Genomic DNA, 25,809 nt, shown 5'->3' on the forward strand with positions numbered 1-25,809 from the left:
GCTCCGTACAACCCCGGCATGAGTCCACTGCGATGCCGCAGCGTGGCCGTGGATGCCTTCAGCGCGTGGCCTGCCGGCCCGCTCGCGCCACATCCGCCGTCAATCGAACAGCCGTACGCACACGGCTTCGTACAACGCGGGCAACTTTTCCAGATCGGCCACCGACACGCATTCATCCACCTGGTGGATGGTGGCGTTCACCGGCCCCAGTTCGACCACGTCGGCACCCAGTGGCGCGATGAAACGACCGTCCGACGTACCCCCGCCCGTGCTCTCCACCGGCACGATGCCGCAAAGCTCCCTGCACACCGACACCACCGCATCGCGCACGGCACCGCCCGGCGGCGTGAGGAACGGCTCGCCCGACAGCGCCCACTCGATCTGCCAGTCCACGCCGTGCTTGTCGAGGATGGCCTCGGTGCGCTTGCGCAGATCTTCCGCGCGACTGGCCGTGCTGTAGCGGAAATTGATCAAGGCGGTGAGCGTGCCGGGAATGACGTTGTTGGCCCCCGTGCCCGCGTTGAGGTTGGACACCTGGAACGAGGTCGGCGGGAAATCCTGGTTGCCCTCGTCCCAGCGCTCCGCGACCAGCTCCGCCAGCGCGGGCGCGAACGTGTGGATCGGATTGCGCGCCTTCTCCGGATACGCCACATGCCCCTGGATGCCGCGCACCAGCAGGGTGCCCGACAGGGAGCCACGGCGCCCGACGCGGATCAGGTCGCCCAGCTTCTCTTTCGACGAGGGCTCACCCACCACGCACCAGTCGATACGCTCGCCGGTGGCGCGGAAATGCTCGGCCACGCGACGCACGCCATCGAGGTTGGTCGGGCCTTCCTCGTCACTGGTCAACAGCAGGCCCACGCGGCCGCGATGATCGGGATGGGCCGCCACGAAGGCCTCCAGCGCCACCACCATCGCCGCCACGCCACCCTTCATGTCCGCCGCACCGCGGCCATACAGGTATCCATCACGGATCGTCGGCTCGAACGGATCGCTTCGCCAGCTGTCGGCGGGGCCGGACGGCACCACGTCGGTGTGCCCGAGAAACACCAGCAGGGGCCCGCCCTCGCCATGCGTCGCCCACAGGTTGTCGACCTCACCGAAGCGCAGGTGCTCCACGCGGAAACCGGCAGCCTGCAGGCGTTGGCCGATCAGGGCCTGGCAACCCGCATCGTCGGGTGTCACCGAACGACGGCGAATCAGGTCACAAGCGAGGTCGAGAACCACTGACATGACGTACCTCAAAACCAGAAATAGGGGTGGTCAGGCCAACGACTGGCCGAACCTTAACCCGCCAGGGCAATACCCAGCACATGCCCAACGGCGTAAGTGATGCCGGCGGCAGCCACTGTGATGGCCAGCTGGCGTGCGATCGAGAACGCCATGCTGCGACCCGTGAACAACGCGGTGCCCATGCCGATCAGCACCAATCCGGCGATCGCCGATACGATGCTGCCGCTGAACGCGGCACCGCCCTTCAGGAAAAGATACGGCGCGACGGGAAACAGGGCGCCCAGGGCGAACAGACAGAACGAGGAAATCGCGGCGCCCCAGGCGGATCCGCCCAGCTCTTCCGGATCAATGCCCAGATCTTCACGCACCAGTGTGTCGAGCGCCGTGCGCGGCCGCTCGGCGATCTGCTCCGCCAGCGCATCCGCCGTCTTCGGCTCCATGCCCTTGTCGCGATAGATGCCGGCAAGACTCAGGGCACCATCCTCTGGCGACACCGCCAGTCGCTCCGCGCGTGCCGCGATCTGTGCCTGATAGAACTCGCGCGAGCTGTTGACCGAGAGCCATTCGCCCAGCGCCATGGAACAGGCACCCGCCACCAGCCCGGCGAAGCCCGCCAACAGGATGGCGTGATCGCCAGAGGCAGCACCGGCCATGCCCATGACCAGACTGGCGTTGGACACCAGGCCGTCGTTGGCTCCCAGGACAGCGGCGCGCAGCGTGTTGCCGCTCTGCGTGCGATGGCGGCCGCTGCGCGTGGCGGGCGCGGCAGGCTCCAGAAAATGATCGCGGTGGCCACTGCGATCCACCGGCGTCGGCAGATGGTCGGCATGTTCCAGCCGCACCACGGTGGGCATCACGAACTCGGTGCCAAAGCGTTGCGCGAACCAGGTGAGCACCTTGACGCGAGCACCGATGCGGGCGGGTGGCACGGACTCGCCCATCTGCGTCAGCCGCCCTTCCCAGAACGCCGCGTTGGCGCGTTCGCCATCGGCGATGCGACGGTAGGCACGGCGTAGCCGCTCGTCGGCGGCAAGTTCGGACAGCCGGTCATAGAGCGCGGCGTTGTCGCGCTCTATGCGAAGGTTGGTGCGGTAATGTCGCGCCGAACGCACCTTACTCATGTCACTTCCCGAACAGCTTCTTGAAACCGTTGTCGGTGAAGCCCACGCTGACAGCGCCATCCGGCTGCACGACGACGGGGCGACGCACCAGCGCCGGGTATTCCTTCAGCAACAGGGTCCACTCCGGATCGCTGCCGGGATTCTTGCGCTGCGGCAGCAGGGTGCGCCAGGTGGTGGACGATTTGTTCACCAGTTTTTCCCAGCCACCCAGCTGCTGTGCCCAGGCTTTCAGCGTGGTTGCCGGCACGGGATTGGCACGGTAGTCGACGAAGCTGTAGGCCACCTCGAAACGATCGAGCCAGTTGCGTGCCTTGCGGCAGGTATCGCAGGTAGGGAGGCCATACAGGGTCACACTCATTCGGCGCTCCGGAGCAGTTCGTTGATGCCGGTCTTGCTGCGCGTCTTTTCGTCGACCTGCTTGACGATGATGGCGGCATAGAGGCTGTGCGAGCCGTCCTTCGCCGGCAGGCTGCCTGCGACCACCACGCTGCCCGCGGGCACGCGGCCGTAACTGACCTCGCCGGTGGCGCGGTTATAGATGCGGGTGGACTGGCCCAGGAACACGCCCATGCCGATCACGCTGCCCTTCTCCACGATGACGCCTTCGACCACTTCGGAGCGCGCGCCGATGAAGCAGTTGTCCTCGATGATGGTCGGGTTGGCCTGCAGCGGTTCGAGCACGCCGCCGATGCCCACGCCGCCAGAGAGATGCACACCCGCGCCGATCTGCGCGCAGGAGCCCACCGTGGCCCACGTATCGACCATGGTGCCCGCGCCGACGTAGGCGCCGATGTTGACGTAGCTGGGCATCAGTACCGCGTCCTTGGCCACGTGTGCACCACGGCGCACCAGCGCACCCGGCACCACGCGGGCACCCAGGCCTTCCAGCTCCACGTCGTTGCCATGCGCAAAGCGCAGCGGCACCTTGTCGAAGGCCAGCGCCGCACCGCCATCCACCACGCGGTTGCCGTTGATGCGGAAATACAGCAGCACGGCCTTCTTGATCCACTGGTTGACCGTCCAGCCACCGTTGCCATCCGGCTCGGCGACGCGGCGCTCGCCCGATTCCAGGAGATCGATCACCTGCTCCACGGCGGGACGCAAATGCGTGTCGATCTCAGCCTGGGTCAGTTCGTTGCGGCGCTCGAAGGCGTCATTGATAAGGGTTTCGATGGTTTGCATGGCGTTCACGGCAATTTGAACTCGATGGGGCGGCGCCAGGCGCCGCAGGGGACAAGGGATTCTGACAAGAAAAGCCGTCCATCGCGAGCCGATGGCCGGCGACCGGCACGGATGGGGCCACCGCGGCCCCCTGGCATCAGGCGCGTTTTTCTTTCGCCGGCCCCAGCCGCTCGAGCAGCGTATGCAGCAGGCGGTCCTGCAGCTCCACGCTGAGCGGTGCGTCGTGCCGGTCGGTCATAAGGAAGAAATCCTCCACGCGCTCGCCAAAGGTGGCGATGCGCGCATCGTGCACGCGCACGCCCGCATCCATCATGCCTTGCGCCACCGCCGCGAGCAGGCCGGGGCGGTCGCTGCACACCAGCGCAAGCCGCGTACGGCCGTGCACGGTGCTGAAGGCAATCTTGGGCGCCGCCTGGAAGTGCTTGAGGTGGCGCGACATGCTCCGGCGCGACGGCTGGTGCACGTGCCCCGGCTGCGACAGGGCGCGATGCAGACGCTGTTTCAGCTCTTCGGCGCGCTCGGGCGTGGCGGGCTGCTGTGTGTCCGATTCCAGCAGCAGGAACGTATCCAGCGCCATGCCCGTGGGCGAACTGAGGATGCGAGCCTCCATCACCGAGAAATGCAGGCGGTCGAGCATCGCCGTGACGGCGGCAAACAAGCCGTCGCGATCCGGCACATAGACGAATAGTTCGGTGGTGCCGCGTACCGATTTCGGATGCACCTCGACCAGCGGCGTCTCGCCCTTGGCCCGCAGGATCGCCGCGGTTTGCCAGGCGATCTGCTCCGGGCGATGGCGCAGGAAACTCGACTCCGGAAAGCCGCGCCACAGGCGCTGGCACGCGTCGGCGTCGAATCCTTCCTGCTCCAGCAGTGCCTGGGCCTGGTCGCGGCAGCTGCGCACGCGCGCATCGGCGTCGGAGGGCAGTTCGTCGTCGCTGCGCAGCACGTACCGCGTGGACGTATAGAGGTCCGCGAGCAGGCGATCTTTCCAGCCGTTCCACAGCTTGGGACTGGTGCCAATGATGTCAGCGATGGTGAGCAGGTACAGGTAATCCAGCCGTTCCGGAGCCCCCACCGTCTCGGCGAAGCGATTCACCACATCGGGATCGGTGATGTCCTGCCGCTGCGCCGTCGTGCTCATCAGCAGGTGCCAGCGCACCAGCCACGCGACCAGTTGGGTGTCTTCCTCCGGCAAGCCGAGGCGGCGACCGAAAGCGAGCGCATCCTCCTCGCCCAGCACGGAGTGATCTCCGCCGCGGCCTTTGGCGATGTCATGGAACAACGCGGCCAGCAACAACAGCTCCGGCTTGGGCAGGGTCGGCCAGATTTTGCAGGCGATGGGAAAATCGCTCGCGGCATCCGCATCGGCGAAGCGTGCGACGTTGCGCAGCACGCGCAGCGTGTGTTCGTCCACCGTGTACACGTGGAAAAGATCGTACTGCATGCGTCCGAACACCTTGCCGAAGGCAGGCAGGATGGCGGCCAGCAGGCCATGGCGATTCATGCGCCACAACGCCTCCACGGCCGGCGCGCCCAGCCGCAGCAGGCGCAAGAAAGCAGCGAGCACTTCCGGATCGTCACCCAGCGTGCGATCCAGCACCGCCGATGCCTGGTGCATGCGACGCATGGTTTCCGCCGTGAATCCGGTGATGCCGGGTTCACCCAGCCGCGCGATGAACGCCTCGACCAGCGCCGCAGGTTGGCGCATGAAGAGGTCAGGATCGCGCACCGCCAGCCGCTTGCCGTAGCGGACGAAGTCCTCACCCACGGCACGCGGATCGGAAGGCGGCTCCAGCATTTCCTCGAAACGCTCGGCGATCTGCACGCCCAGGCGCTCCACCTGACTTGCGGCGCGGTAATAGCCCTGCATGAACTGCTCGACGCCGAGGTTCTTCTCGTGCTCGTCCTCAAAGCCCAGTCGTGCCGCAAGCGCGCGCTGGTAGTCGAACAGCAGGCGCTCCTCCGCACGTCCTGCTTCCAGGTGCAATGCGAACCGGTAACGCCGCAGCGTGGCTTCGGATTGTTCGAGCGAGTCCTTCTCCGCCGGATCGAGCAGACCTTCGGCAACCATCTCATCGAAGTCATCCGCATGTGCCAGGCGCCGCCCCAGCCAGCGCAGCGCATCGAGCGTGCGCAGGCCGCCGGGGCCATCCTTGAGATTGGGCTCGAGGTTGTACGCCGTATCGTTGTAGCGCGCGTGGCGCGCGTCGCGCTCGGCCCGCCGCACCGCAAGATACTCCGCCGGCGGCCATATCGACGGGTCGTCGACGATGGCCTTCAACCCCTGCTCCATCGCCGGGTCACCCACGAGCCGCCGCGCGTCGAGCAGGCTGGTGAACACGGTGGCATCCTGCTTGGCCAGCACACGGCACTGCGGGAGATCGCGCACCGCGTGCCCGACTTTCAAACCGATATCCCACAACGTGGCGAAGCATTGCTCCAGCGCACGCAGGCGTGCCGGCTCCGACGGGCCGACGAGCGCGAGCAGATCGACGTCCGAATGCGGGAACAACAAGCCCCGACCGAACCCGCCGACGGCAAACAACGCCGCGTCATTCACGTCACCCAGGCAGGCCGTCCATACATGCACGACGATGCGCTGCACCGATTCGCTGCGCCGCTGCGCCAGCGCCGTGGCATCCGCCCCATCGCGGAACGCCGTATCCAGCGCGCGATCCACGTCCCCCAGCAACTGCCGCAGCGCGCGACGCGCCTCCGACGACACGCCCGAGCGCGGCACCGCCACGGGAAGGCGGGGCAAGGGAGGCAACACGATCGGGGCGACGGTCATGAGCGGGGATGCATGTGGCGATGCAGCAAGTCTGCCACCAATGAGGGTGGTTGGCGGGTGGAAATTTCGGGTGAACAGCGGAAATTCGATGGAACCGAGCCAGCGGGATCAACGTAGACCTTGCTTCTGGCCCGCAGGGCGGCGCCCTCGCGAGCCCCATCCCTCACCCCGGCTTTGTTTCTGAAGGGGAGAGGAGCAGTGGTGTAAACCGCGAAGAGGCATCGCACAAGGAGGATGCGCAGCGACGTTCCGCTTTAAGTCCTCATCGCTAGGGCGCGTTGCGAAGCGCTTGGAGGTACCCGCTGTGTAGAGGCGGAGGTTGCTAGGCAACAACGTTCCTCACCCATTCGGGCTTATCCCGTCGACATGCTGCCAGCTCTGGCTCTGAAGGCCATTTTCTTTGGGTTACTTTTCTTTTGGGCCAGCAAAAGAAAAGTGACTCGAGCGTCGGCAGACGATCGAAACGCCCGCTGCGTAAGCGGCCCGATCGCGGAAGCGTACGAGGCGAAGACCAAACGCAAAGTCACTGGATCCCGGCCTGCGCCGGGATGACGGTTCTTTTGAGGCCACCCTGCGCCGGGATGACGGTTCTTTTGAGGCCATCCTGCGCCGGGATGGCGGCTCTTTTGAGGCCATCCTGCACCGGGATGACGGCTCTTTTGAGGCCATGAGGTAAACCCTGCCCCGCCCCCCCCCTTCCCCCTCTACCTCAGAAAAGAGAGCGCGCATAAAAAAAGGGCTGCCGAAGCAGCCCTCCTTCACCACCTCATGCCGCATCCGGCCAAGGCGTCAAAATCTCAAACCCATCATCCGTCACCGCAATGGTGTGCTCCCACTGCGCCGACAGCGAATGATCCTTGGTCACCACCGTCCAGCCATCCGGTAACTGCTTGGTCTGCGGCTTGCCGGCATTGACCATCGGCTCCACCGTGAAGGTCATGCCCTTCTTCAGCTCCAGGCCCGTCCCCGCACGCCCGTAATGCAGCACCTGCGGCTCGTCGTGATAGACCTTGCCGATGCCATGGCCACAGTACTCGCGCACCACGGAGAAGCCCGCAGCCTCAGCGTGCTTCTGGATCGCCGCGCCGATATCGCCCAGCGTCGCGCCCGGACGCACCGCCTGGATGCCGTGCATCATCGCCTCATAGGTGGTGTCCACCAGGCGCTTGGCCAGCACCGACGGGGTGCCGACGAAGTACATGCGGCTGGTATCGCCGTGCCAGCCGTCCTTGATGACGGTGACGTCGAGATTGATGATGTCGCCGTCCTTCAGCACCTTGCCGGGCGTGGGAATGCCGTGGCAGATCACGTGGTTGACCGAAGTGCACAGCGTCTTGGGAAAGCCGTTGTAACCCACGTTCGCCGGAATCGCCTTCTGCACATTCACGATGTGCTCGTAGGCGAGGCGATCAAGGTCCTCGGTGGTCACGCCGGGCTTCACGTGCTCCTTGAGCATGGCCAGCACTTCGGCTGCCAGCTTGCCGGCCTCACGCATGGCCTGGATGTCTTCGGGTGTTTTAAGGGTGACTGCCATAGTTCCACTCACATGGCGGCAAACCTGCTGAATTTCCAGCGACTTGCCGCACCGCCGGCGCACCGGCTACAATTTCGAAGTTTTGCTGACCCCAGGTGTCCAGGTCATGGGCTCCAGCGGTCGTCGCAAAGCGAAGGGAGATTGTAACCGCCTAGCGGCACAACCCCTACAAGTCCTTGATTGGACACATTAAACGCCACACACGCATCGGCACCGCCTTCGGGGTGCCTCGGCCAGCCCTTCCAATGATAGCGGGCTGCCGGGGTCGAAGCCGGGGATGCGTGGAGGTCCCAACCCCCGGGCCTATCCCCTGCAAAGGGCGGCCCAACAATCGGAGTTTTACCCATGGCACAAGTCACCATGCGCCAAATGCTTGAAGCTGGCGTGCATTTCGGTCACCAGACCCGTTACTGGAACCCGAAGATGGCCCCGTACATCTTTGGCGCCCGCGGCAAGATCCACATCATCAACCTCGAGAAGACGCTGCCGCTCTTCACCGACGCGATGAACTTCCTCTCGGCGATCGCGCAGAAGCGCGGCACCGTGCTGTTCGTCGGCACCAAGCGTTCGGCCCGTGAGCCGTTGGCTGAAGAAGCCGCGCGCGCCGGCATGCCGTTCGTCACCGCCCGCTGGCTCGGCGGCATGCTGACCAACTTCCGCACCGTGAAGCAGTCGGTGGCCCGCCTGAAGGAACTGGAAGCCGCCGAGACCGACGGCTCGTTCGACCGCCTGGTCAAGCACGAAGTGCTGGCCCGTCGCCGCGAGCGCGAGAAGCTCGAGAACTCGCTGGGCGGCATCAAGGACATGAACCGTCTGCCGGATGCCCTCTTCATCATCGACATCGGTCATGAAGACATCGCCGTGCAGGAAGCCAAGAAGCTCGGCATCCCGGTGATCGCCGTGGTCGACACCAACTACAACCCGGAACTGGTGGACTACGCCATCCCGGGCAACGACGACGCCATCCGCGCCATCCAGCTGTACGCCCGCGCTGCCGCTGACGCCATCCTGGAAGGCAAGGCTGCCGCGCCGGCCGCCGCCCAGGGCGACGCCAACGAGTTCGTCGAGCTCGACGAAGAAGGCAACCCGGTTGCCAAGGAAGAGCGCAAGGCTGCCCCGCGCCGTGACGACCGCAACAACCGCGGTCCGGCCAAGAAGGGCGCTGGCGCGCCGCGTCGTGACGGTGGTCGCGGTGGCCGCGGCGGCCGCAACGACGAGTCGTCGGACGGCGAGTAAGCCTTCCCTGCCCCGGCCCGCAAGGGTCGGGGCGCATCAAAGCTTTTGAGGAACCCAGATGACCGCCATTACCGCAAAACTGGTTAGCGAACTGCGCGAGCGCTCCGGCGCCGGCATGATGGATTGCAAGAAGGCGCTGGTCGAAAACAACGGCGACATCGAAGCCGCTGTGGAATACCTGCGCAAGACCGGCCTGGCCAAGGCCGACAAGAAGGCTGACCGTGTGGCCGCCGAAGGCCGCATCGCCACCGCCCAGGCCAACGGCAAGGCCGTGCTGGTCGAAGTGAACAGCGAGACCGACTTCGTCGCCAAGGCGCCGAACTTCATCCAGTTCACCAACGAAATCGCTGAGGCTGTGCTGGCTTCGGGCGCCACCGACATCGACGCCGCCAAGGCTGCCGCCTTCCCGGGCGCCGACAACGTCGAGTCCGCCGCCAAGGCCCAGACCGCCACCATCGGCGAGAAGATCGAAGTGCGTCGCGTGGCCCACGTGGCGAACGATGGCCCGCTGGCCACCTACTCGCACGGCGGCAAGATCGGCGTGATCGTGGCGCTCAAGGGCGGCTCGGAAGAGCTGGCCAAGGGCATCGCCATGCACGTGGCCGCCATGAACCCGCCGCACATCAAGCCGGAGCACGTCCCGGCCGAGTTCGTCGCGAAGGAAAAGGAAATCGCGCTGAGCCAGATGACCGAGAAGGACAAGGCCAAGCCGGCCGACATCCTTGAGAAGATCATCTCCGGCAAGATCAACAAGATCGTCTCGGAAGTGACCCTCGTCGGCCAGCCGTACGTGCTGGACACCAACACCACCGTGGGCGACGTCCTGAAGAAGGAAGGCGCTGACGTCGTGGCCGTGGTTCGCCTGGCCGTGGGCGAAGGCATCGAGAAGGTGCAGGAAGACTATCTGGCCGAAGTGGCCAAGGCGATGCAGGGCTAATCCCCCGCTTCCCCTGAAGTCTGAAAAGAAGCCGCGGGCAACCGCGGCTTCTTTTTTATGAGAAGCCAGCGGCGCCCCACTCCCCGCCCCGGCGCCCGGCAGCTCCGTCCAGCCCCATCGCCAACCCCGTGATGGAACTGAACTTTCCTGTTCCGCAGTGGCACGAAACCCTTACCGGCTCGCGTCACTGTCGTTACAATGCGCGCGTTTTGCCCCACACAATCCGGAGACCCCATGAGCGAACCTCTTAAGTACCGCCGTATCCTGCTCAAACTCTCCGGTGAAGCCCTGATGGGCGAGGCCGATTACGGCATCGACCCCAAGGTCATCGGCCGACTGGCCGATGAAATCATCGAAGTACAGAAGGCCGGCATCCAGATCGGCGTCGTCATCGGCGGCGGCAACATCTTCCGCGGTGCAGGCCTCGCGGCTGCCGGCATGGACCGTGTCACCGGCGACCACATGGGCATGCTGGCCACCGTCATGAACGCACTGGCCATGCAGGATGCCATCGAGCGCCGCGGCGGCTACGCCCGCGTGATGAGCGCCATCCAGATCCACGATGTGGCCGAAGACTTCATCCGCCGCCGTGCGATTCGCCACATCGAGAAGGGACGCATCGCGCTGTTCGCCGCCGGCACCGGCAACCCGTTCTTCACCACGGACTCGGCCGCCGCGCTGCGCGCCGTGGAAGTGGGTGCGGACCTGTTGCTGAAGGCCACCAAGGTCGACGGCGTGTACACCGCCGACCCTGCCCGCCATGCCGACGCCACGCGCTACGACACGCTCACCTATGACCAGGTGATCGAGCGCAAGCTCGCCGTGATGGACACGGCAGCCATCGCCCTGTGCCGCGACCACGGCATGCCGCTGCGCATCTACGACATGACCGTCGCCGGCAACCTCATGCGCATCATGCGCGGCGAGCACATCGGCACTATCGTCAGCGACCAGTAACGGTCCCACGCAGCCTCTCCCCACGGGGAGAGGCTGCGTACGCAGGCCCTGACCACCCTGCGCGCCTCCCCACCGCACGGCCCGCGCCGCGCCACCCCAATGCCCCATAGCCCCCTGCTATACTCGCCGGCTTGCACGGTTTGAGGGGTGTTTCCCATGCTTAACGACATCAAGAACGATGCCCAGACCCGCATGGGCAAGAGCATCGACTCACTCAGGCACAGCCTGACCCGCCTGCGCACGGGTCGCGCCAGCACCGCCCTGGTCGACGGCATCAAGGTGCCGTACTACGGCTCGGACATGCCGCTGAACCAGGTGGCCACGGTCGCGCTGGGCGATTCGCGCTCCATCATCATCACCCCGTTCGAAAAGACCCTGGTCGCTCCGATCGAGAAGGCCATCATGGCCTCGGACATCGGCATCACGCCGAACACCGCCGGCACTACCATTCGCCTCAACATGCCGCCGCTCACCGAAGAGCGTCGCCGCGAGCTGGCCAAGCACGTGGCGCATGAGGGCGAGGACGCCAAGATCGCCATCCGCAATGTGCGTCGCGACGCCATGCAGCAGGTCAAGGATCTGCTCAAGGAAAAGCTGATCACTGAAGATGACGAACGCCGCGCCGAGGACGAGATCCAGAAGCTTACCGATCGTTTCGTCAAGGACGTCGACGCCGTCGTCAAGACCAAGGAAGAGGAGCTGATGGCGCTCTGAGCGCCGTCACTCCCAGCGCCCGCTCCATGACCAGCGCCGATAACGCGCGCGTGCCGCGCCACATCGCCATCGTGATGGATGGCAACGGCCGCTGGGCGAAGCTACGCCACCGGCCGCGCACGTTCGGCCACAACGCCGGCCGCAAAGCCGTGCGCAACGTGGTCGAGGCCTGCCTGCGCCAGGGCGTCAAGGTGCTCACCCTCTTCGCGTTTTCCAGTGAGAACTGGCAGCGTCCGCAGGAAGAGGTCGGCGCGCTGATGGAGTTGTTCGTCCGTGCGCTCGACAAGGAAGTGGACGAGCTGCACGGCAACGGCGTGCGCCTGCGCTTTGTCGGCGACCTGGCCAGTTTCGAGCCCGGCCTGCGCCAACGCATGCTGGCCGCCATGGCCCGCACGGCAGGCAACGATGCGCTGCACCTCAACGTGGCCGTGAGCTACGGCGGCCGCTGGGACATCGTGCAGGCCGCGCGCAAGGCCGCTGAATCGGTGGCGCGCGGCGAGCTGCGCGCCGACGAGATCGACGAGAACCTGCTCGGCCATTTCATGTGCCTGGCCGACCTGCCGCCGCTGGATCTTTTTATCCGGACCGGTGGCGAGTGCCGGGTCAGCAACTTCCTTTTGTGGCAGCTTGCCTACGCAGAGCTGCACTTTACCGATACCCTGTGGCCCGATTTCGACGAGGCTTGCCTGAAGAGCGCCATCGAAGATTACGCACGCCGCGAACGCCGCTTCGGCAAGACCGGCGAACAAGTCGCCACGAAGGCCTGAGCCAAGGACACTGATGCTGCTCCAGCGCACACTGACTGCCCTGCTGCTTGCCCCACTGGTCATCCTGCTGATCCTGCTGGCGCCTGAGCGCGTCTTCGCCGTGATCGTCGCTATCGCCTTCCTGGCGGCCATGTGGGAATGGACTCGTCTGTCCGGCCTCAAGAACACGCTGCCGCGCGCGGGCCTGCTGGCACTCACCTCCCTCGTGTTTGTGGTGTGCTGGCAGGTGCGCGACAGCGTCTGGTGGCCGGTCCTGATCGGCGCCGGCGTGAGCTGGTGGATCGTGGTTTGCCAGTGGTTGCGCCACTTTGCCTTCGGCGCGTCGCCGACCCGTGAAAACTGCCTGATGAAGCTCGGTGCGGGCTTCCTGGTGATCGTTCCGACCTGGATCGCGGTGGTGACCATCCACGGCTCCTCCGAGCGCGGCCACTGGTGGACCCTGCTCGCCCTTTTCATCGTCTGGGCCGCCGACATCGGCGCCTATTTCAGCGGTCGCCAGTTTGGCCGACGGAAACTCGCGCCCACCATCAGCCCCGGCAAGACCTGGGCGGGTGTTTACGGCGCCTTCGTCGCCGGTGCCATCGTGGCGGGCGTGGGCGGCACCATGCTGGGGGTGTCGGGTGGCAAGCTGGCCGGCCTGCTCCTGCTCTCGGTGTTCACCGTGATCGCCTCCATCGTGGGCGATCTGCTGGAAAGCCTGATGAAGCGCCATGCGGCCGTGAAGGATTCCGGCAACTTGTTCCCCGGCCATGGTGGCATGCTCGATCGCCTGGACAGCGTGTTCGCGGCCCTGCCCGTGTTCGCCGCCGGCCTGTTGCTGCTCGGCCTATGAGCCAGCCCCTTCGCAAGGTCGCCGTGCTGGGCGCCACCGGCTCGATTGGCGGCAGCACGCTCGACGTCATCGCGCGCCACCCCGACCGCTTCCGCGCCACCGTACTGACGGCACACAGCAACGTCGCCGCGCTGGCGGACCTGTGCACCCGCTTCCGCCCCGACCTGGCGGTCATCGCCGATCCGGCGCTGGAAGGCGAGCTGTCCCGCCGCCTGGCCGCCGCAGGCGTGCGCTGCGACATCGCCAGCGGGCACGACGCCATCACGCAGGCGGTGTCCGGCACGCTGTGCGACACCGTGGTCGCCGCCATCGTCGGCGCGGCAGGACTGGATTCCACCCTGGCCGCCGCCCGCACCGGCAAGCGCCTGCTGCTGGCGAACAAGGAATCCATTGTGATGGCGGGCGCCCTGCTGCTGGAGGCACTCGCCACCGGCGGCGGCGAACTCATTCCGGTGGATTCCGAACACAACGCCATTTTCCAGTGCCTGCCCGGTGGACGCCCCAACCTGGCGGCCAGCGGTGTGCGCCGCCTCATCCTGACCGCTTCCGGCGGCCCGTTTCGCGGGCGCACCCGTGCCGAACTGGCCGGCGTCACGCCGGAACAGGCCTGCAAACACCCCAACTGGGTGATGGGGCGCAAGATTTCGGTGGATTCGGCCACCCTGATGAACAAGGGTCTCGAGGTGATCGAGGCGCACCACCTGTTCGGCGCGGCGCCCGACGCCATCGACGTGCTGGTGCATCCCCAGAGCCTGGTGCACTCGCTGGTGGAGTATGTGGACGGCTCGGTGCTCGCCCAACTGGGCAACCCGGACATGCGCACGGCGATCGCCTACGCGCTTGCCTGGCCCGCACGCATCGAGGCGGGCGTGGCCCCGCTGGATCTCGCCGCCTGCGCGCCCCTGGCGTTCCAGCAGCCGGATCTGGACACGTTCCGCTGCCTCGCCCTGGCCTTTCAGGCGCTGCGGGCCGGCGGCGACGCCACCGCCATCCTCAATGCGGCCAATGAAGTCGCCGTCGACGCCTTCCTGGCGGGCGGGCTGCCCTTCCTCGGCATTGCCGATCTCGTCGAGAGCGTACTTACGGAACTGCCGGCGCAAGCTGTGGTCGATGTCCAGACCCTGAATGAACGCGACCGGACGGCCCGCGAGGCCGCCCGCCGTATCCTCCGCAACGCCTGCTGACAAGCCTGATAAGCTCTTACCGATGAATAGTGTATTTGGCTCAGTGTTTTGGTTACTCGTCACGCTCGGCGTGCTGGTGACCTTTCACGAATTCGGACACTACTGGGTAGCACGGCGCTGCGGCGTCAAGGTGCTGCGTTTCTCCGTGGGCTTCGGCAAGGCCATCTGGAAGCGCGTGGGCAAGGACGGCACCGAATACCAGGTCGCCATGATCCCGCTCGGCGGCTATGTGAAGATGCTCGATGCCCGCGAGGGTGAGGTCGATCCGGCGCTGGCTGGCCAGGAATTCACCGGCAAGCCGGTCTGGCAGCGCATCGCCATCGTGGCGGCGGGTCCGGGCTTCAACCTGATCTTCACCCTCATCGCCTTCTGGCTGATGTTCCTGGTCGGCAAGCCGGATGTCGCGCCGGTCATCGCGGCCGTGCCGCAGAGCATCGCCGCCGAAGCCGGCGTGCACGCCGGTGACCGCATCCTGAGCGTGAACGGCCATGCCGTGTCGACGTGGAGCGACTCCATGGACGCCGTGGCCAACGGCCTGCTGGGTCGCGAACCGTTGCCCATGGACGTGCGCGGCACCGACGGAACCATGCGCCACCTCGTGCTGCCGCTCAACCAGTTGCCGGCCGGGCAGCCCATCGACCAGTACTTCGACAAGCTCGGCCTGAAGCTCGCCCCGTCACCGGCCATCGTGGCCACCGTGCTGCCCGGCAAGCCGGCGTCCACGGGCGGCATGCAGGGCGGTGATCGCATCGTGAGCCTCAACGGCACGGCCATCGACAGCTTCGAGGAATTCCAGCGGCAGGTGCCGCAGGAAGCCGCCAAGTCGCCCACGCTGGCCATTGTGGTGGACCGCGCCGGCAAGACCCTGCCGCTGTCCGTGACGGCCCGCATGGAGTCGCTGGAAGGCCAGCCGACCGCCTGGGTGATCGGCGTGAAGTTCGCCGACCGCGAACAGGCCATCTTGCGCTATGGGCCGCTCAAGGCAGCGGGCGCATCGCTGGAAACGACCTGGAACAGCGCCACCTCCACCTTCAACATGATCGGCAAGATGCTGACCGGACAGGCTTCGACGAAGAACCTGTCCGGTGTCATCGGCATCGCCCAGGTCGCCAACGCCTCGGCCAGCATGGGCGTGGGCTGGTTCTTCAGCTTCCTGGCGATGGTCTCGCTAAGTCTTGCGATCCTCAACCTGATGCCCATTCCCGTCTTGGACGGTGGTTGGCTGCTGTATTACCTTATTGAGTTGGTCAAGGGCAGCCCCGTGAGCGAACGCACCATGATGGCCGGTCAGTATGTCGGCCTGGTCATGCTGTTCACGTTGATGGGATTGGCTTTCTACAACGACATCCATCGCTTCCTGCCTTCGTGACGCGCGGCGGCTTTTCCAAAAGTCGCGCGATGTCCGAGGGACAGGCGTATCTGCAGCGTGCGCGTACAGGCGTCTGCGGCAGACACATGGCGGTGGTTCACCCGGCGCATCTGGGGAAGATGCAAGCACCCTTTTCAGGCTGGGCTTGTCCTGGCTTCACGTATTTGATCGAGGCGGTCCCGGCCGTCTCATCGGAATAAAACCAACGGAATCGACGATGAAGCGTATCGCCGCCCTGATCCTGCTTGCCTCACTCTCCGCCAATGCCCTCGCGTTCGAGCCGTTCGTCGTTTCCGATATCCGTATCGATGGCCTCAGCCGCATCTCCGCCGGTACGGTGCTCAACTACCTGCCGGTCAACCGTGGCGACCGCCTGACCAACGATGGTGCCCAGCGCGCGATCCGCGCCCTGTACCAGACCAAGTTCTTCAGTGACGTGGAGATCGACCGCGAAGGTGACATCATGGTCATCAAGGTCGTCGAGCGCCCGTCCATCGCCAAGCTCAGCCTGCGCGGCAACAAGGACATCAAGGAAGAGGATCTGCGCAAGGGCCTGAAGGAGATCGGCCTGGCCGAAGGCGAGACCTTCGACCGCCTCTCGCTCGACCGCGTGCAGCAGGAACTGGTGCGCCAGTACTACAACCGCGGCAAGTACAACGTGTCGGTCGACCCGCACGTGACCCAGCTTGACCGCAACCGCGTCGCCATCGACATTGAAATCCGCGAAGGCAAGGTTGCCAAGATCAAGGAAATCAACATCGTCGGCAACAAGGCGTTCACCGACAAGGAAATCCGCAAGGGTTTCGAGTCGGACACGTCCAACTGGATGTCCTGGTATTCGAAGGATGACCAGTACTCGCGTGAAAAGCTCTCCGGCGACCTGGAGAAGCTGCAGTCCTACTACATGGACCGCGGCTATGCCGACTTTGGCGTCGATTCCACGCAGGTGACCATCGCGCCGGACAAGCGCTCGATGTACATCGCCGCCAGCGTCAAGGAAGGCGACATCTACACCATCTCCGACGTGCACCTGCTCGGCGAGCTGATCCTCCCCGAGGACTCGCTGCACCAGCTGGTGTACGTGCACAAGGGCGACACCTTCAATCGCAAGGCGATCGAAGCGAGCACCAATGCGATCAAGAGCATCCTGGCGAGCATCGGTTATGCCTTCGCCAAGGTGTCGCCAGTGCCGAAGCTCGACAAGGACAAGCGCACCGTCGACCTGACGCTCTACATCGAGCCGGGCAAGCGCGTGTACGTGCGCCGCGTGATCTTCCAGGGCAACACCCGCACGGAAGACGACGTGATGCGCCGCGAAATGCGCCAGCTGGAAGGCAGCTGGTTCTCGCAGCCGGCGATCGACCGTTCCAAGATCCGCCTGCAGCGCCTGGGCTACTTCAAGACCGTCAACATCGACAAGGCCCTGGTGCCGGGCACCGAGGACCAGGTCGACCTGACCGTGAAGGTGGAAGAACAGTCCGCCGGCAGCCTGATGTTCGGCGTGGGTTACTCGCAGTACTCGGGCATCATCCTGTCCGCGTCGGTGTCGCAGAACAACTTCCTCGGCACCGGTGATAGCTTCACCGTGGGCGCGTCGCGCAGCGACTACTCCACCTCGGTCAATGCCAGCTACTTCAACCCGTACCTCACCGACAGCGGCGTGGGTATCGGTTACAACATCGGCTACACCAAGAGCAATTACGGCGACACCAACAGCGACTTCGTGAACTACGAGAGCTCGCTGAAGTCGTTCTCCAGCTTCCTGAGCTTCCCGATCTCCGAAACGGACAACATCCGCGCCGGCCTGGGCATCAGCAGCAACAAGATCAACCTGACCTACGAGTACCTCGACGCGTACGGCAACGTGCAGACGTCCAACTACTCGCCGCAGATCCTGGTCGACTACCAGAACGCGCTGGGCCACAAGACCATCCATACGTGGGATGCCACGCTGGGCTGGAACCACGACACCCGCAACGGTTACTGGGCACCCACACGCGGCGGCCTGATCTCGCTGTCCACCGACATCGCCCTGCCCGGCTCCACCGTGCAGTACTACAAGATCATGGGCGAGGCGAACCACTACTGGCCGATCGGCAAGGGCTTCGTGCTCTACGTGGACGGCCAGGTGGGCTACGGCAAGACCTACGGCCAGACCTTCGACTACAGCAGCGACGACGGCATCTACCAGGCGGGCGAGAAGATCACCTTCCCGTTCTGGCAGAACTTCTACTCCGGCGGCGTGCGCGACGTGCGCGGCTTCCAGGACAACACGCTGGGCCCCCGTGTCTGCGTGGGCACCGTGGCCGATCCGGTGACGGGCAAGCAGATGCCGATCACCCCGCTGCCGAATGGCACCTGCCCGGGCAGCGTCTACAGCTACGCGCAGCCGCTGGGTGGCGCCTTCAAGGTGCTGGGCACGGCCGAGCTGTACCTGCCGCTGCCGTTCCTCAAGGACATCAACACCGCCCGCGTGTCGTGGTTCGTGGACGTCGGCAACGCCTACCAGGACTACCAGAGCTTCACCGCCAAGACGCTGCGCGTCTCTACCGGCCTGTCGCTGCACTGGCAGGCGCCGATCGGCCCGCTGATCATCAACTTTGCCGTGCCGCTGCGCACGCAGCAGGATGACGGTCACTACGAGGAGCGCATCCAGTTCACCTTCGGCAGCCAGTTCTGACGAGCTGACCGTCACCGGTCGAACACCGAAGGCGCGGCCATGCCGCGCCTTCTTTTTGTCCCTGGCCACCGCCCGCCGGCGCCTTTTTGATGCCTCCGCCGGGGCGACCTACAATGGCCCGATTGCAGGGAGCTGACATGAGCGTTTTCCAATCCACCGTATCCGAGCTGGCCGAGCGTTTCGGCCTGGTGTGCCACGGCGACGGCTCGCGCGTCATCGATGGCGTCGGCACCCTGGCAGGCGCCAGCCCCAGCCAGCTGAGCTTCCTTTCCAACAGCAAGTACGCCTCGCAACTGACCGGCACCCGGGCGGGTGTGGTGGTCATGCGCGAGGAAAACGTCGCCGACAGTCCGGTCGCCGCGCTGGTGGCCCGTGACCCTTACGTGGCCTACGCCAAGATCGCGGCGCTGTTCGAGCGCCTGCCCGCCTCGCCGCAGGGCATCCACCCCACGGCCGTGGTATCGCCGGGCGCCCGCGTGGCACCAACCGCCAGCATCGGTCCGGGTTGCGTGATCGAGGACGGCGCGGTGGTCGAAGACGGCGCCATCCTCGGGCCGCATTGCATCATCGGCCCCGAGTGCACCGTGGGGGCGCAGTGCCGGCTGGTGGCACGCGTGACCCTGGTCATCCGTGTCACCCTGGGCAAGCGCGTGCTGGTGCACCCCGGCGCGGTGATCGGCTCGGATGGCTTCGGCCTGGCCTTCGACCGCGACCACTGGATCAAGCTGCCGCAGCTGGGCGGCGTGCGGATCGGCGACGACTGCGAGATCGGCGCCAATACCACCATCGACCGCGGCGCGCTGGATGACACGGTGCTCGAGGAAGACGTGCGCCTGGACAACCAGATCCAGATCGCCCACAACGTTTACATCGGTGCGCACACCGCCCTGGCCGGCTGCGCCGCCGTGGCCGGCAGCGCCAAGATCGGCCGCTACTGCATGATCGGCGGCAATGCCGGCGTGCTGGGTCATCTGGAAGTGGCCGACCGGGTTACCATTACCGCCAAGAGCCTGGTCACGCACTCCATCCGCGAACCGGGCGAATATTCCTCGGGCGTTCCGTTGCAGGAAAACCGCCAGTGGCGGCGCAACGCAGCCCGGTTCAAGCATCTTGACGAATACGCGCGCCGGCTTTCGGCGCTGGAGAAGGACCGTAACAATGAGTGACCTGACCGTGCCTTTCCACCTGCCCGTGAACGTGGAAACGATCCAGCAGCTGCTGCCGCATCGCTATCCGTTCCTGCTGGTCGACCGCCTGATCGAGCTGGTACCCGACAAGAGCGCCGTGGCCATCAAGAACGTGACCATGAACGAGCCGTTCTTCCAGGGCCACTTCCCGGGCCATCCGGTGATGCCGGGCGTGCTGATCGTGGAAGCCATGGCCCAGGCCGCCGGCCTGCTCACGCAGATCTCCAGCCGCCTGAAGGGCACCACGGGCAGCCCGCTGTTCTACCTGGCCAAGGTGGACAACGCGCGCTTCAACGCGCCGGTGGTGCCGGGTGACCAGCTGCGCCTTGAAGTCGAACTCAAGCGCCTGCTGCGCAGCATGGGCCTGTTCGAGGCGCGCACCCTCGTCGACGGCAAGGTCGTGGCCAGCTGCGAGCTGATGTGCGCCGCGAGGTCCGACAAATGATCCATCCCACCGCGCAGATCGATCCCACGGCCGTCATCGGCGATAACGTCAGCATCGGCGCGTACAGTGTCATCGGCGCTGACGTCCATGTCGGCGAGGGCACCGTGATCGGCCCGCACGTGGTGATCCAGGGCCCTACCCGCATCGGCCGCGACAACCGCATCAGCCAGTTCGCCTCGCTGGGCGGCGACCCGCAGGACAAGAAGTTCCAGGGCGAGCGCACCGAGCTGGTGATCGGCGACCGCAACCAGATCCGCGAGTACGTCACCATCAATCGCGGCACCGGCGACGGCGGCGGCGTGACCCAGATCGGCAACGACAACTGGATCCTTGCCTACGTGCACATCGCGCACGACTGCAAGATCGGCAACAACACCGTGTTTTCCAACTACTCGGCACTCGCCGGCCACGTCGAGATCGGCGACTGGGTGGTGATGGCAGGCTTCTCCGGCGCACACCAGTTCTGCAAGATCGGGGCGCACGCCTTTATCGGCATGGGCTGCCTGCTGGGCTCGGACGTCCCGCCGTTCGTGACCATGGCCAACGAGCAACGCGGCCGTCCGCGCGGCATCAACAGCGAAGGCCTGAAGCGCCGCGGTTTCGACACCACGCGCATCTCGGCCATCAAGCGCGCCTACCGCACGCTGTATATGGCCGGCCTGACCTTGGCCGATGCCCGCGAACAGCTCAGCGTGCAGGCCAATGACAGCGACGACGTGCGCGCCATGCTCGAATTCCTCGACCGCAGCGAGCGCTCGCTGGCGCGTTGAGATGAGCTTCGCTCATCTCAACAATTCAGGCATGCGCCTTGGCTCTGACGGCTGATGTAACGACATGTCCGCAACAGACGCGACCACCCTGACCCCCACCATCGCCATCATTGCCGGCGAAGATTCCGGGGACCAGCTTGGGGCCGACCTGATAACGTCGCTGCGGCGACGTTATCCCCTGGCGCACTTCATCGGCATCGGCGGCGCGCGCATGCAGGCCGTCGGCTTCGATTCCTGGTACGACATCCGGGAGCTTTCACTGTTCGGCTTCGCGGAGGTCGTGTCCCACCTGCCGCGCCTGCTGAAGTTGCGCAGGGAACTGATCGCGCGCCTCGTCGCCGCGAAACCCGACGTGGTGGTCGGCATCGATGCGCCCGACTTCAATCTCGGCCTCGAAAAGCGCCTGCGCGCGGACGGTATCCGTACCGTGCATTACGTGAGCCCTTCGGTCTGGGCATGGCGTGAAAAGCGCGCCGAGAAGATCGGCCGCAGCGCCAACCGCGTGCTGTGCCTGTTCCCGATGGAACCCGCCATTTATGCGAAGCACGGCATCGACGCGCGCTTCGTCGGCCATCCGCTGGCCGACCGTTTTGCGCTGGTGTCCGATCGCACTGGCGCACGCGACTTCCTCGGCCTGCCCCAGAACGTGCCCGTCCTCGCGGTGTTGCCGGGTAGCCGCGGCTCCGAGATCAAGCAGCTGGGCAGCGCGTTCATCGAAGCGGCACGCAAGGTCGCCACGCTGCTGCCGGGTCTTCGCATCATCGTCCCTGCAGCGAACGAGCGCGTGCATGCCACGCTGAAGCAGATCATCGGCGACGCCGGGGGCGAAGGCGCACCTCAGCTCATCGACGGCCATGCACACGAGGCCATGCTCGCCGCCGACGTGGTGTTGCTGGCCTCAGGCACGGCAACGCTGGAAGCGATGCTCGCCAAGCGCCCCATGGTCGTGGGTTACCGCGTTTCGCCGGTGAGCTACCGCATCGCGAAAGCGCTGAACATGCTCAAGACGGACGTCTATTCGCTGCCGAACATCCTGGCGCGCGCGAGCGGCATGGGTAACGACGTGGTGCTGGTTCCCGAGCTCATGCAGGACGACTTCACGGTCGACAAGCTGGCCGAGGCGACGCTCGCGCTGTTCCATGACAGCGAACGGCGCGGCGCCATCGTGGCTGCGTTCGAACAACTCCATCTTGCCCTGCGCGGCGACCTGGAAGGCCACGCCGGCGACCTGGCCGCCGGCGCCGTCGCCGAGATGATCGAGGCGCCGCGCCATGGCTGAGCCCAAGACCAGGCGACGCTCCGCCATCGATACGGCCGCGCGTCTAATCGCTGGCGTGGATGAAGCAGGACGCGGCCCGCTCTGTGGTCCCGTCGCCGTCGCGGCGGTGATCCTCGACCCAGCGCGCCCCATCGAGGGGCTCAACGATTCGAAGAAGCTCACGGAGCAAAAGCGCGAAGCACTCTACCCGCTGATCATCGAACGAGCGCTGGCGTACAGCATCGTGATGGTGATGTCCGACGAGATCGACCGCATCAACATCTACCAGGCCACCATGACCGGCATGTGCCGTGCGTTGGCCGGCCTGTCGCCGGCAGCGCAGGAGGCGTGGATCGACGGCAACGCCTTGCCGCGCGACCTGCCCTGCCCGGGCCGGGCCATCATCGGCGGTGATGCGCTGGAGCCGGCGATCAGCGCCGCCTCCATTCTCGCGAAAGTGACGCGCGATCGCTGGATGGTGGCGCTCGACCGCGAACATCCCGGCTATGGGTTTGCCGAGCACAAAGGCTATGGAACGCCAGCGCACTTGGCCGCACTGCAGCGTCTGGGCCCCTGCCCGCATCACCGCCGCAGTTTCGCGCCGGTGAAGATCCTGGTGGACCAGGGCGTACTGTTCTGAAACAGGCGACGCACCGTCGCACCGGGGATGCAACGGCGGGGCCAATACGCCCGCCAACAGCCATGCCCTATGACCCGCGTCACCGCCCTGCAATAGCGCTAATCTAAGCTCGATTCCAAGGAGCAGCGACCATCTGCCGCCTCCCCGATCGAGGCAACCTTTCAGGCCGCCGCTGCATCCGAAGGGATAGGAAGCGAAGCCACCGGGTCGACCACCCTCACCCGATCGCAGCAATGACCGGTGCACTTCCATCAGGCAGGGATGCAGGCCCCATGTGCGCCTCCCCAACCGCATGGGAATGAAGACTCCAACCAAGCGCGCATTCGACCGCAGGAGTCCACCATGAGCACGATCCGCCGCCCGAACGACCCCGCCACACCTGGCATCAGTCCGAATGTGACGCCCTCGTCGCAGCTCAGCCCCGACGAGATGGCCGCCATCGCAGACGCCGAATACCGGCATGTCGACTACGACCTGCATCCCCTGCGGGTGCAGGGCCTGGACCACTACATCGAGAGTCCTGAAGGCAACGAGCGTTTCCACATCTCCTAAGAGCCTGCTCACGATCTCCTTCAAGCTCCAGATTTCCTCACCGTCATCCCCGCGAAAGCGGGGATCCAGCGCCCTTGAGCGCTATCCAAAACCGAAAGTCACTGGATTCCCGCTTTCGCGGGAATGACGATGAGGGGAAGCAAGGTGCTGCAGCGAGATTTTGAACAGGCTCCAGGTGATGAGCGCCGGCGACGATGGGAGCCCATCGTCGCCGCGACCCGGGGAGATCAGCCGCGCGAACGCAGGCGACTGTGACGGTAGCCGTAACCGATGTAGATGAGCATGCCCAGCGCGGTCCAGCCAGCCAGCAGCATCCAGTTGCCGGCGTTCATCTGCGCCAGCAGGAACAGGCACACGATGACGCCCAGCGTGCACACCACCGGGGCGGCCGGTACGCGGAAGCCACGCGGCAGGTCCGGACGCGTGCGGCGCAACACGAGCACGCCGATACACACCGTGGCGAACGCGAGCAAGGTGCCCATCGACAGCAGGTCGCCCAGCAGGCTCAGCGGGAACAGCGCGGCGAGAATGCCGCCGACCACACCCACCAGCACCGTCGTGCGGTGCGGCGTCTTGAAGCGGTCGTGGACGGCGCCGAACGTGCGCGGCAACAGCCCGTCCCCGGCCATGCTGTACAGAATGCGCGCCAGCCCCATATGCATCACCAGGATCACCGAGGTCAGGCCCGCCACGGCGCCAATCTGCGTCAGCACCTTCAGCCACGCCAGCGACGGATGCGCGGCGAGCGCGGTGGCCACCGGCTCGGCGGTCGCCAGCTCGGCATACGGCACCAGTCCGGTGAGCACGGCCGCCACCACGATGTAGAGCACCGTGCAGATGGCCAGCGAAATCAAGATGCCCGCCGGCACGTTCTGTTGCGGATTGCGCGTTTCCTGCGCCGCCGTCGCCACCGCATCGAAGCCGATGTAGGCATAGAACACGCTGGTCGCCGCGCGGAACACGCCGCTCCAGCCGTAATGGTCGCCGCCCTGGCTCGCCGGCACGTACGGATGCCACAGCGAGGTGTCGATGTACTGCAGGCCGAACACCACGAACAGGATCACCACCAACACCTTCAGCACCACCACCACGCTGGCGAACATCGTCGACTGGCGCGTCCCCGCGTAGAGCAGCGCCGTGATGGCCGCCACCACCAGCAGCGCGGGCAGGTTGATCCAGGCGCCGGTGACCACGAAGTGGCCGTCCTTGAACGCCAGCGGCGCATTCGCCAGTACGGACGGCACGTCGACGCCGATGCTGTGCAGCAGGCCCACGCCGTATCCGGACCAGCCAACGGCCACCGAGGAGACCGCCAGCAGGTACTCGGCCACCACGTTCCAGCCGATGAACCAAGCCAGCAATTCACCAAAGGTGGCGTAGGCGTAGACGTAGGCGCTGCCCGAGACCGGCAGCATGGCGGCGAATTCCGCGTAGCTCAGGGCCGCCAGCGCGGCGGCGAGGCCGGCAAGCACGAACGAGATGGTCAAGGCCGGACCGGCATGCTCAGCGGCTGCCTGCCCGGTGATGACGAAAATACCCGCGCCGATCACCGCCCCCACGCCCAGGACGATCAGGTCCTTCAGGCCCAGCGTGCGCCGCAGGTTGTCGCTGGCGGTGAGCGACGCCTCGATGGGTTTGATGGTGAACAGCGAGCGGATCAATGACATCGATATTTTCCGGGCAGTGTCAGGGCTGCCGTGCAAGTGGATAAAGAGCACCGGACCATGCCAGCCCCGGCCCGTCCCTGCAACCGCCATTCGTCCGCCCCGCCCCAGGGCCGTCGCAGGCCACCACACCTCCGTTATGCTGGCCCGCCAAGGGAGGACCGATGAAACGCTTCGCTCGAAGCTTGCTGGCCATATTGGCCCTGGGGGCGGTGGCCCTGTGCCAGGCCCATCCCAACGCGGGCGCCATCCCCGCCGATGACCTGGGCCGCGACCGCCATGGTCACGACGTGCGCGTCTCGGAACTGCGCGGCAAGGTCGTCATCGTTTCCTTCTGGGCCTCGTGGTGCGGTTACTGCCGCAAAGAGCTCCCGGTACTGGCGGCACTCCAGAAGCTGAAAGGCACCGCTGACCTGCAGGTCATCGGCGTGAATCACGAAGACGACTACGACAAGTTCAAGGATCTCGGCAATCGCTGGAAGAACCTCGACATCATCCTGACCTATGACCCGCCGGACGGCCGTATCGGCAAGCCCTACGAGGTTCACGGCCTGCCCTTCATGGTGATGATCGGGCGGGACGGGCGCGTCGCCCACGTTTACACGGGTTACGACGAAACCATGCTCGATACCATCATGGCGGATGTGGACGAATTGATCGCCCAGCCTGCGCCCGGGGCAACGACGGCCACCGCCGACCATCCGGCATCCTCCTGATCCGACGCGGAAAAGTCGCCCCGGAAGCAATGTCAATTCT

At 65.6% G+C, this 25,809-nt stretch carries 23 protein-coding genes; 16 read left to right on the forward strand and 7 right to left on the reverse strand.

Going from position 1 to position 25,809, the window contains the following annotated elements; translation table 11 throughout:
- Positions 1-99: 99 nt before the first annotated feature.
- The 6 genes from dapE to map all read right to left on the reverse strand — a co-directional run bounded on the left by dapE (position 100) and on the right by map (position 7,861).
- Positions 100-1,233 carry a succinyl-diaminopimelate desuccinylase gene (gene dapE, locus HY57_RS17805; RefSeq protein WP_019463790.1) on the reverse strand — a complete coding sequence of 378 codons (1,134 nt, stop codon included), beginning with the start codon at positions 1,231-1,233 and terminating at the stop codon, positions 100-102.
- 53 nt (positions 1,234-1,286) lie between these two features.
- Positions 1,287-2,354 carry a VIT1/CCC1 transporter family protein gene (locus HY57_RS17810; protein ID WP_019463791.1) on the reverse strand — a complete coding sequence of 356 codons (1,068 nt, stop codon included), beginning with the start codon at positions 2,352-2,354 and terminating at the stop codon, positions 1,287-1,289.
- Position 2,355: 1 nt separating this feature from the next.
- Positions 2,356-2,712, reverse strand: coding sequence for a Spx/MgsR family RNA polymerase-binding regulatory protein (locus HY57_RS17815; protein WP_019463792.1), 357 nt, complete (start codon positions 2,710-2,712; stop codon positions 2,356-2,358).
- Positions 2,709-3,536 carry a 2,3,4,5-tetrahydropyridine-2,6-dicarboxylate N-succinyltransferase gene (gene dapD / locus HY57_RS17820; RefSeq protein WP_026033680.1) on the reverse strand — a complete coding sequence of 276 codons (828 nt, stop codon included), beginning with the start codon at positions 3,534-3,536 and terminating at the stop codon, positions 2,709-2,711. The genes HY57_RS17815 and dapD overlap by 4 nt, the downstream gene beginning before the upstream one ends.
- Positions 3,537-3,672: 136 nt before the next feature.
- Complete coding sequence (glnD, locus tag HY57_RS17825; RefSeq protein WP_019463794.1) at positions 3,673-6,327, reverse strand: [protein-PII] uridylyltransferase; 2,655 nt, start codon at positions 6,325-6,327, stop codon at positions 3,673-3,675.
- 766 nt (positions 6,328-7,093) lie between these two features.
- On the reverse strand, positions 7,094-7,861 hold the full coding sequence (map, locus tag HY57_RS17830) for a type I methionyl aminopeptidase (protein WP_019464677.1): 768 nt from the start codon (positions 7,859-7,861) through the stop codon (positions 7,094-7,096).
- Between the two features lie 345 nt (positions 7,862-8,206).
- On the opposite strand from map, the gene rpsB reads away from it, so the two are divergent.
- From rpsB to HY57_RS17905, 15 genes are all read left to right on the forward strand, one after another.
- Positions 8,207-9,097 carry a 30S ribosomal protein S2 gene (gene rpsB / locus HY57_RS17835; protein WP_019464676.1) on the forward strand — a complete coding sequence of 297 codons (891 nt, stop codon included), beginning with the start codon at positions 8,207-8,209 and terminating at the stop codon, positions 9,095-9,097.
- Between the two features lie 58 nt (positions 9,098-9,155).
- Positions 9,156-10,034 (forward strand): translation elongation factor Ts, encoded by an 879-nt coding sequence (tsf, locus tag HY57_RS17840; protein WP_019464675.1) that lies wholly within the window; start codon positions 9,156-9,158, stop codon positions 10,032-10,034.
- A gap of 234 nt (positions 10,035-10,268) precedes the next feature.
- Positions 10,269-10,991, forward strand: coding sequence for a UMP kinase (gene pyrH, locus HY57_RS17845; protein ID WP_019464674.1), 723 nt, complete (start codon positions 10,269-10,271; stop codon positions 10,989-10,991).
- A gap of 156 nt (positions 10,992-11,147) precedes the next feature.
- A complete protein-coding gene (gene frr / locus HY57_RS17850; protein ID WP_019464673.1) occupies positions 11,148-11,705 on the forward strand; it encodes a ribosome recycling factor in 558 nt (185 codons plus the stop codon).
- 26 nt (positions 11,706-11,731) lie between these two features.
- Positions 11,732-12,472 (forward strand): polyprenyl diphosphate synthase, encoded by a 741-nt coding sequence (gene uppS / locus HY57_RS17855; protein WP_019464672.1) that lies wholly within the window; start codon positions 11,732-11,734, stop codon positions 12,470-12,472.
- Between the two features lie 13 nt (positions 12,473-12,485).
- On the forward strand, positions 12,486-13,304 hold the full coding sequence (locus tag HY57_RS17860; RefSeq protein WP_019464671.1) for a phosphatidate cytidylyltransferase: 819 nt from the start codon (positions 12,486-12,488) through the stop codon (positions 13,302-13,304).
- Positions 13,301-14,488 (forward strand): 1-deoxy-D-xylulose-5-phosphate reductoisomerase, encoded by a 1,188-nt coding sequence (locus HY57_RS17865; RefSeq protein ID WP_019464670.1) that lies wholly within the window; start codon positions 13,301-13,303, stop codon positions 14,486-14,488. The genes HY57_RS17860 and HY57_RS17865 overlap by 4 nt, the downstream gene beginning before the upstream one ends.
- A gap of 22 nt (positions 14,489-14,510) precedes the next feature.
- Positions 14,511-15,857, forward strand: coding sequence for an RIP metalloprotease RseP (gene rseP / locus HY57_RS17870; RefSeq protein WP_026033824.1), 1,347 nt, complete (start codon positions 14,511-14,513; stop codon positions 15,855-15,857).
- A gap of 217 nt (positions 15,858-16,074) precedes the next feature.
- Positions 16,075-18,537, forward strand: a complete 2,463-nt coding sequence (bamA, locus tag HY57_RS17875; RefSeq protein ID WP_019464668.1) for an outer membrane protein assembly factor BamA — start codon at positions 16,075-16,077, stop codon at positions 18,535-18,537.
- A gap of 137 nt (positions 18,538-18,674) precedes the next feature.
- Positions 18,675-19,703 carry a UDP-3-O-(3-hydroxymyristoyl)glucosamine N-acyltransferase gene (gene lpxD, locus HY57_RS17880; protein WP_019464667.1) on the forward strand — a complete coding sequence of 343 codons (1,029 nt, stop codon included), beginning with the start codon at positions 18,675-18,677 and terminating at the stop codon, positions 19,701-19,703.
- Positions 19,696-20,169: a 3-hydroxyacyl-ACP dehydratase FabZ gene (gene fabZ, locus HY57_RS17885; RefSeq protein ID WP_019464666.1), complete on the forward strand. Its 474-nt coding sequence runs from the start codon at positions 19,696-19,698 to the stop codon at positions 20,167-20,169. Before lpxD ends, fabZ begins: the two co-directional genes overlap by 8 nt.
- On the forward strand, positions 20,166-20,939 hold the full coding sequence (gene lpxA / locus HY57_RS17890) for an acyl-ACP--UDP-N-acetylglucosamine O-acyltransferase (protein WP_019464665.1): 774 nt from the start codon (positions 20,166-20,168) through the stop codon (positions 20,937-20,939). The genes fabZ and lpxA overlap by 4 nt, the downstream gene beginning before the upstream one ends.
- Before the next feature lie 64 nt (positions 20,940-21,003).
- The gene (lpxB, locus tag HY57_RS17895) at positions 21,004-22,218 is read left to right on the forward strand and encodes a lipid-A-disaccharide synthase (RefSeq protein ID WP_019464664.1); all 1,215 of its coding nucleotides are present in this window, start codon (positions 21,004-21,006) and stop codon (positions 22,216-22,218) included.
- Positions 22,211-22,837, forward strand: a complete 627-nt coding sequence (gene rnhB, locus HY57_RS17900) for a ribonuclease HII (RefSeq protein WP_019464663.1) — start codon at positions 22,211-22,213, stop codon at positions 22,835-22,837. The genes lpxB and rnhB overlap by 8 nt, the downstream gene beginning before the upstream one ends.
- 342 nt (positions 22,838-23,179) lie before the next feature.
- Positions 23,180-23,389 (forward strand): hypothetical protein, encoded by a 210-nt coding sequence (locus HY57_RS17905; protein WP_019464662.1) that lies wholly within the window; start codon positions 23,180-23,182, stop codon positions 23,387-23,389.
- A gap of 227 nt (positions 23,390-23,616) precedes the next feature.
- Here HY57_RS17905 and HY57_RS17910 read toward each other — a convergent pair whose 3' ends face one another.
- Positions 23,617-25,056 carry an amino acid permease gene (locus tag HY57_RS17910; protein WP_019464661.1) on the reverse strand — a complete coding sequence of 480 codons (1,440 nt, stop codon included), beginning with the start codon at positions 25,054-25,056 and terminating at the stop codon, positions 23,617-23,619.
- A 161-nt stretch (positions 25,057-25,217) separates the two neighbouring features.
- Between HY57_RS17910 and HY57_RS17915 the strand changes: the two genes are divergently transcribed.
- Positions 25,218-25,769, forward strand: coding sequence for a TlpA disulfide reductase family protein (locus tag HY57_RS17915; RefSeq protein ID WP_026033821.1), 552 nt, complete (start codon positions 25,218-25,220; stop codon positions 25,767-25,769).
- Positions 25,770-25,809 lie beyond the last annotated feature (40 nt).

Source organism: Dyella japonica A8 (assembly GCF_000725385.1).
Taxonomy (GTDB): domain Bacteria; phylum Pseudomonadota; class Gammaproteobacteria; order Xanthomonadales; family Rhodanobacteraceae; genus Dyella; species Dyella japonica_C.

What these genes read in the sequence shown, in the direction of transcription:
- rseP (WP_026033824.1), top strand. Translation starts at nt 14,511, where the DNA reads ATGAATAGTGTATTTGGCTCAGTGTTTTGGTTACTCGTCACGCTCGGC.
- HY57_RS17860 (WP_019464671.1), top strand. Translation starts at nt 12,486, where the DNA reads ATGCTGCTCCAGCGCACACTGACTGCCCTGCTGCTTGCCCCACTGGTC.
- HY57_RS17815 (WP_019463792.1), bottom strand. Translation starts at nt 2,712, where the DNA reads ATGAGTGTGACCCTGTATGGCCTCCCTACCTGCGATACCTGCCGCAAG.
- dapD (WP_026033680.1), bottom strand. Translation starts at nt 3,536, where the DNA reads ATGCAAACCATCGAAACCCTTATCAATGACGCCTTCGAGCGCCGCAAC.
- bamA (WP_019464668.1), top strand. Translation starts at nt 16,075, where the DNA reads ATGAAGCGTATCGCCGCCCTGATCCTGCTTGCCTCACTCTCCGCCAAT.
- rnhB (WP_019464663.1), top strand. Translation starts at nt 22,211, where the DNA reads ATGGCTGAGCCCAAGACCAGGCGACGCTCCGCCATCGATACGGCCGCG.
- tsf (WP_019464675.1), top strand. Translation starts at nt 9,156, where the DNA reads ATGACCGCCATTACCGCAAAACTGGTTAGCGAACTGCGCGAGCGCTCC.
- HY57_RS17865 (WP_019464670.1), top strand. Translation starts at nt 13,301, where the DNA reads ATGAGCCAGCCCCTTCGCAAGGTCGCCGTGCTGGGCGCCACCGGCTCG.
- glnD (WP_019463794.1), bottom strand. Translation starts at nt 6,327, where the DNA reads ATGACCGTCGCCCCGATCGTGTTGCCTCCCTTGCCCCGCCTTCCCGTG.
- lpxD (WP_019464667.1), top strand. Translation starts at nt 18,675, where the DNA reads ATGAGCGTTTTCCAATCCACCGTATCCGAGCTGGCCGAGCGTTTCGGC.
- HY57_RS17810 (WP_019463791.1), bottom strand. Translation starts at nt 2,354, where the DNA reads ATGAGTAAGGTGCGTTCGGCGCGACATTACCGCACCAACCTTCGCATA.
- HY57_RS17910 (WP_019464661.1), bottom strand. Translation starts at nt 25,056, where the DNA reads ATGTCATTGATCCGCTCGCTGTTCACCATCAAACCCATCGAGGCGTCG.
- lpxB (WP_019464664.1), top strand. Translation starts at nt 21,004, where the DNA reads ATGTCCGCAACAGACGCGACCACCCTGACCCCCACCATCGCCATCATT.
- rpsB (WP_019464676.1), top strand. Translation starts at nt 8,207, where the DNA reads ATGGCACAAGTCACCATGCGCCAAATGCTTGAAGCTGGCGTGCATTTC.
- pyrH (WP_019464674.1), top strand. Translation starts at nt 10,269, where the DNA reads ATGAGCGAACCTCTTAAGTACCGCCGTATCCTGCTCAAACTCTCCGGT.
- fabZ (WP_019464666.1), top strand. Translation starts at nt 19,696, where the DNA reads ATGAGTGACCTGACCGTGCCTTTCCACCTGCCCGTGAACGTGGAAACG.
- HY57_RS17905 (WP_019464662.1), top strand. Translation starts at nt 23,180, where the DNA reads ATGAGCACGATCCGCCGCCCGAACGACCCCGCCACACCTGGCATCAGT.
- uppS (WP_019464672.1), top strand. Translation starts at nt 11,732, where the DNA reads ATGACCAGCGCCGATAACGCGCGCGTGCCGCGCCACATCGCCATCGTG.
- map (WP_019464677.1), bottom strand. Translation starts at nt 7,861, where the DNA reads ATGGCAGTCACCCTTAAAACACCCGAAGACATCCAGGCCATGCGTGAG.
- HY57_RS17915 (WP_026033821.1), top strand. Translation starts at nt 25,218, where the DNA reads ATGAAACGCTTCGCTCGAAGCTTGCTGGCCATATTGGCCCTGGGGGCG.
- dapE (WP_019463790.1), bottom strand. Translation starts at nt 1,233, where the DNA reads ATGTCAGTGGTTCTCGACCTCGCTTGTGACCTGATTCGCCGTCGTTCG.
- frr (WP_019464673.1), top strand. Translation starts at nt 11,148, where the DNA reads ATGCTTAACGACATCAAGAACGATGCCCAGACCCGCATGGGCAAGAGC.
- lpxA (WP_019464665.1), top strand. Translation starts at nt 20,166, where the DNA reads ATGATCCATCCCACCGCGCAGATCGATCCCACGGCCGTCATCGGCGAT.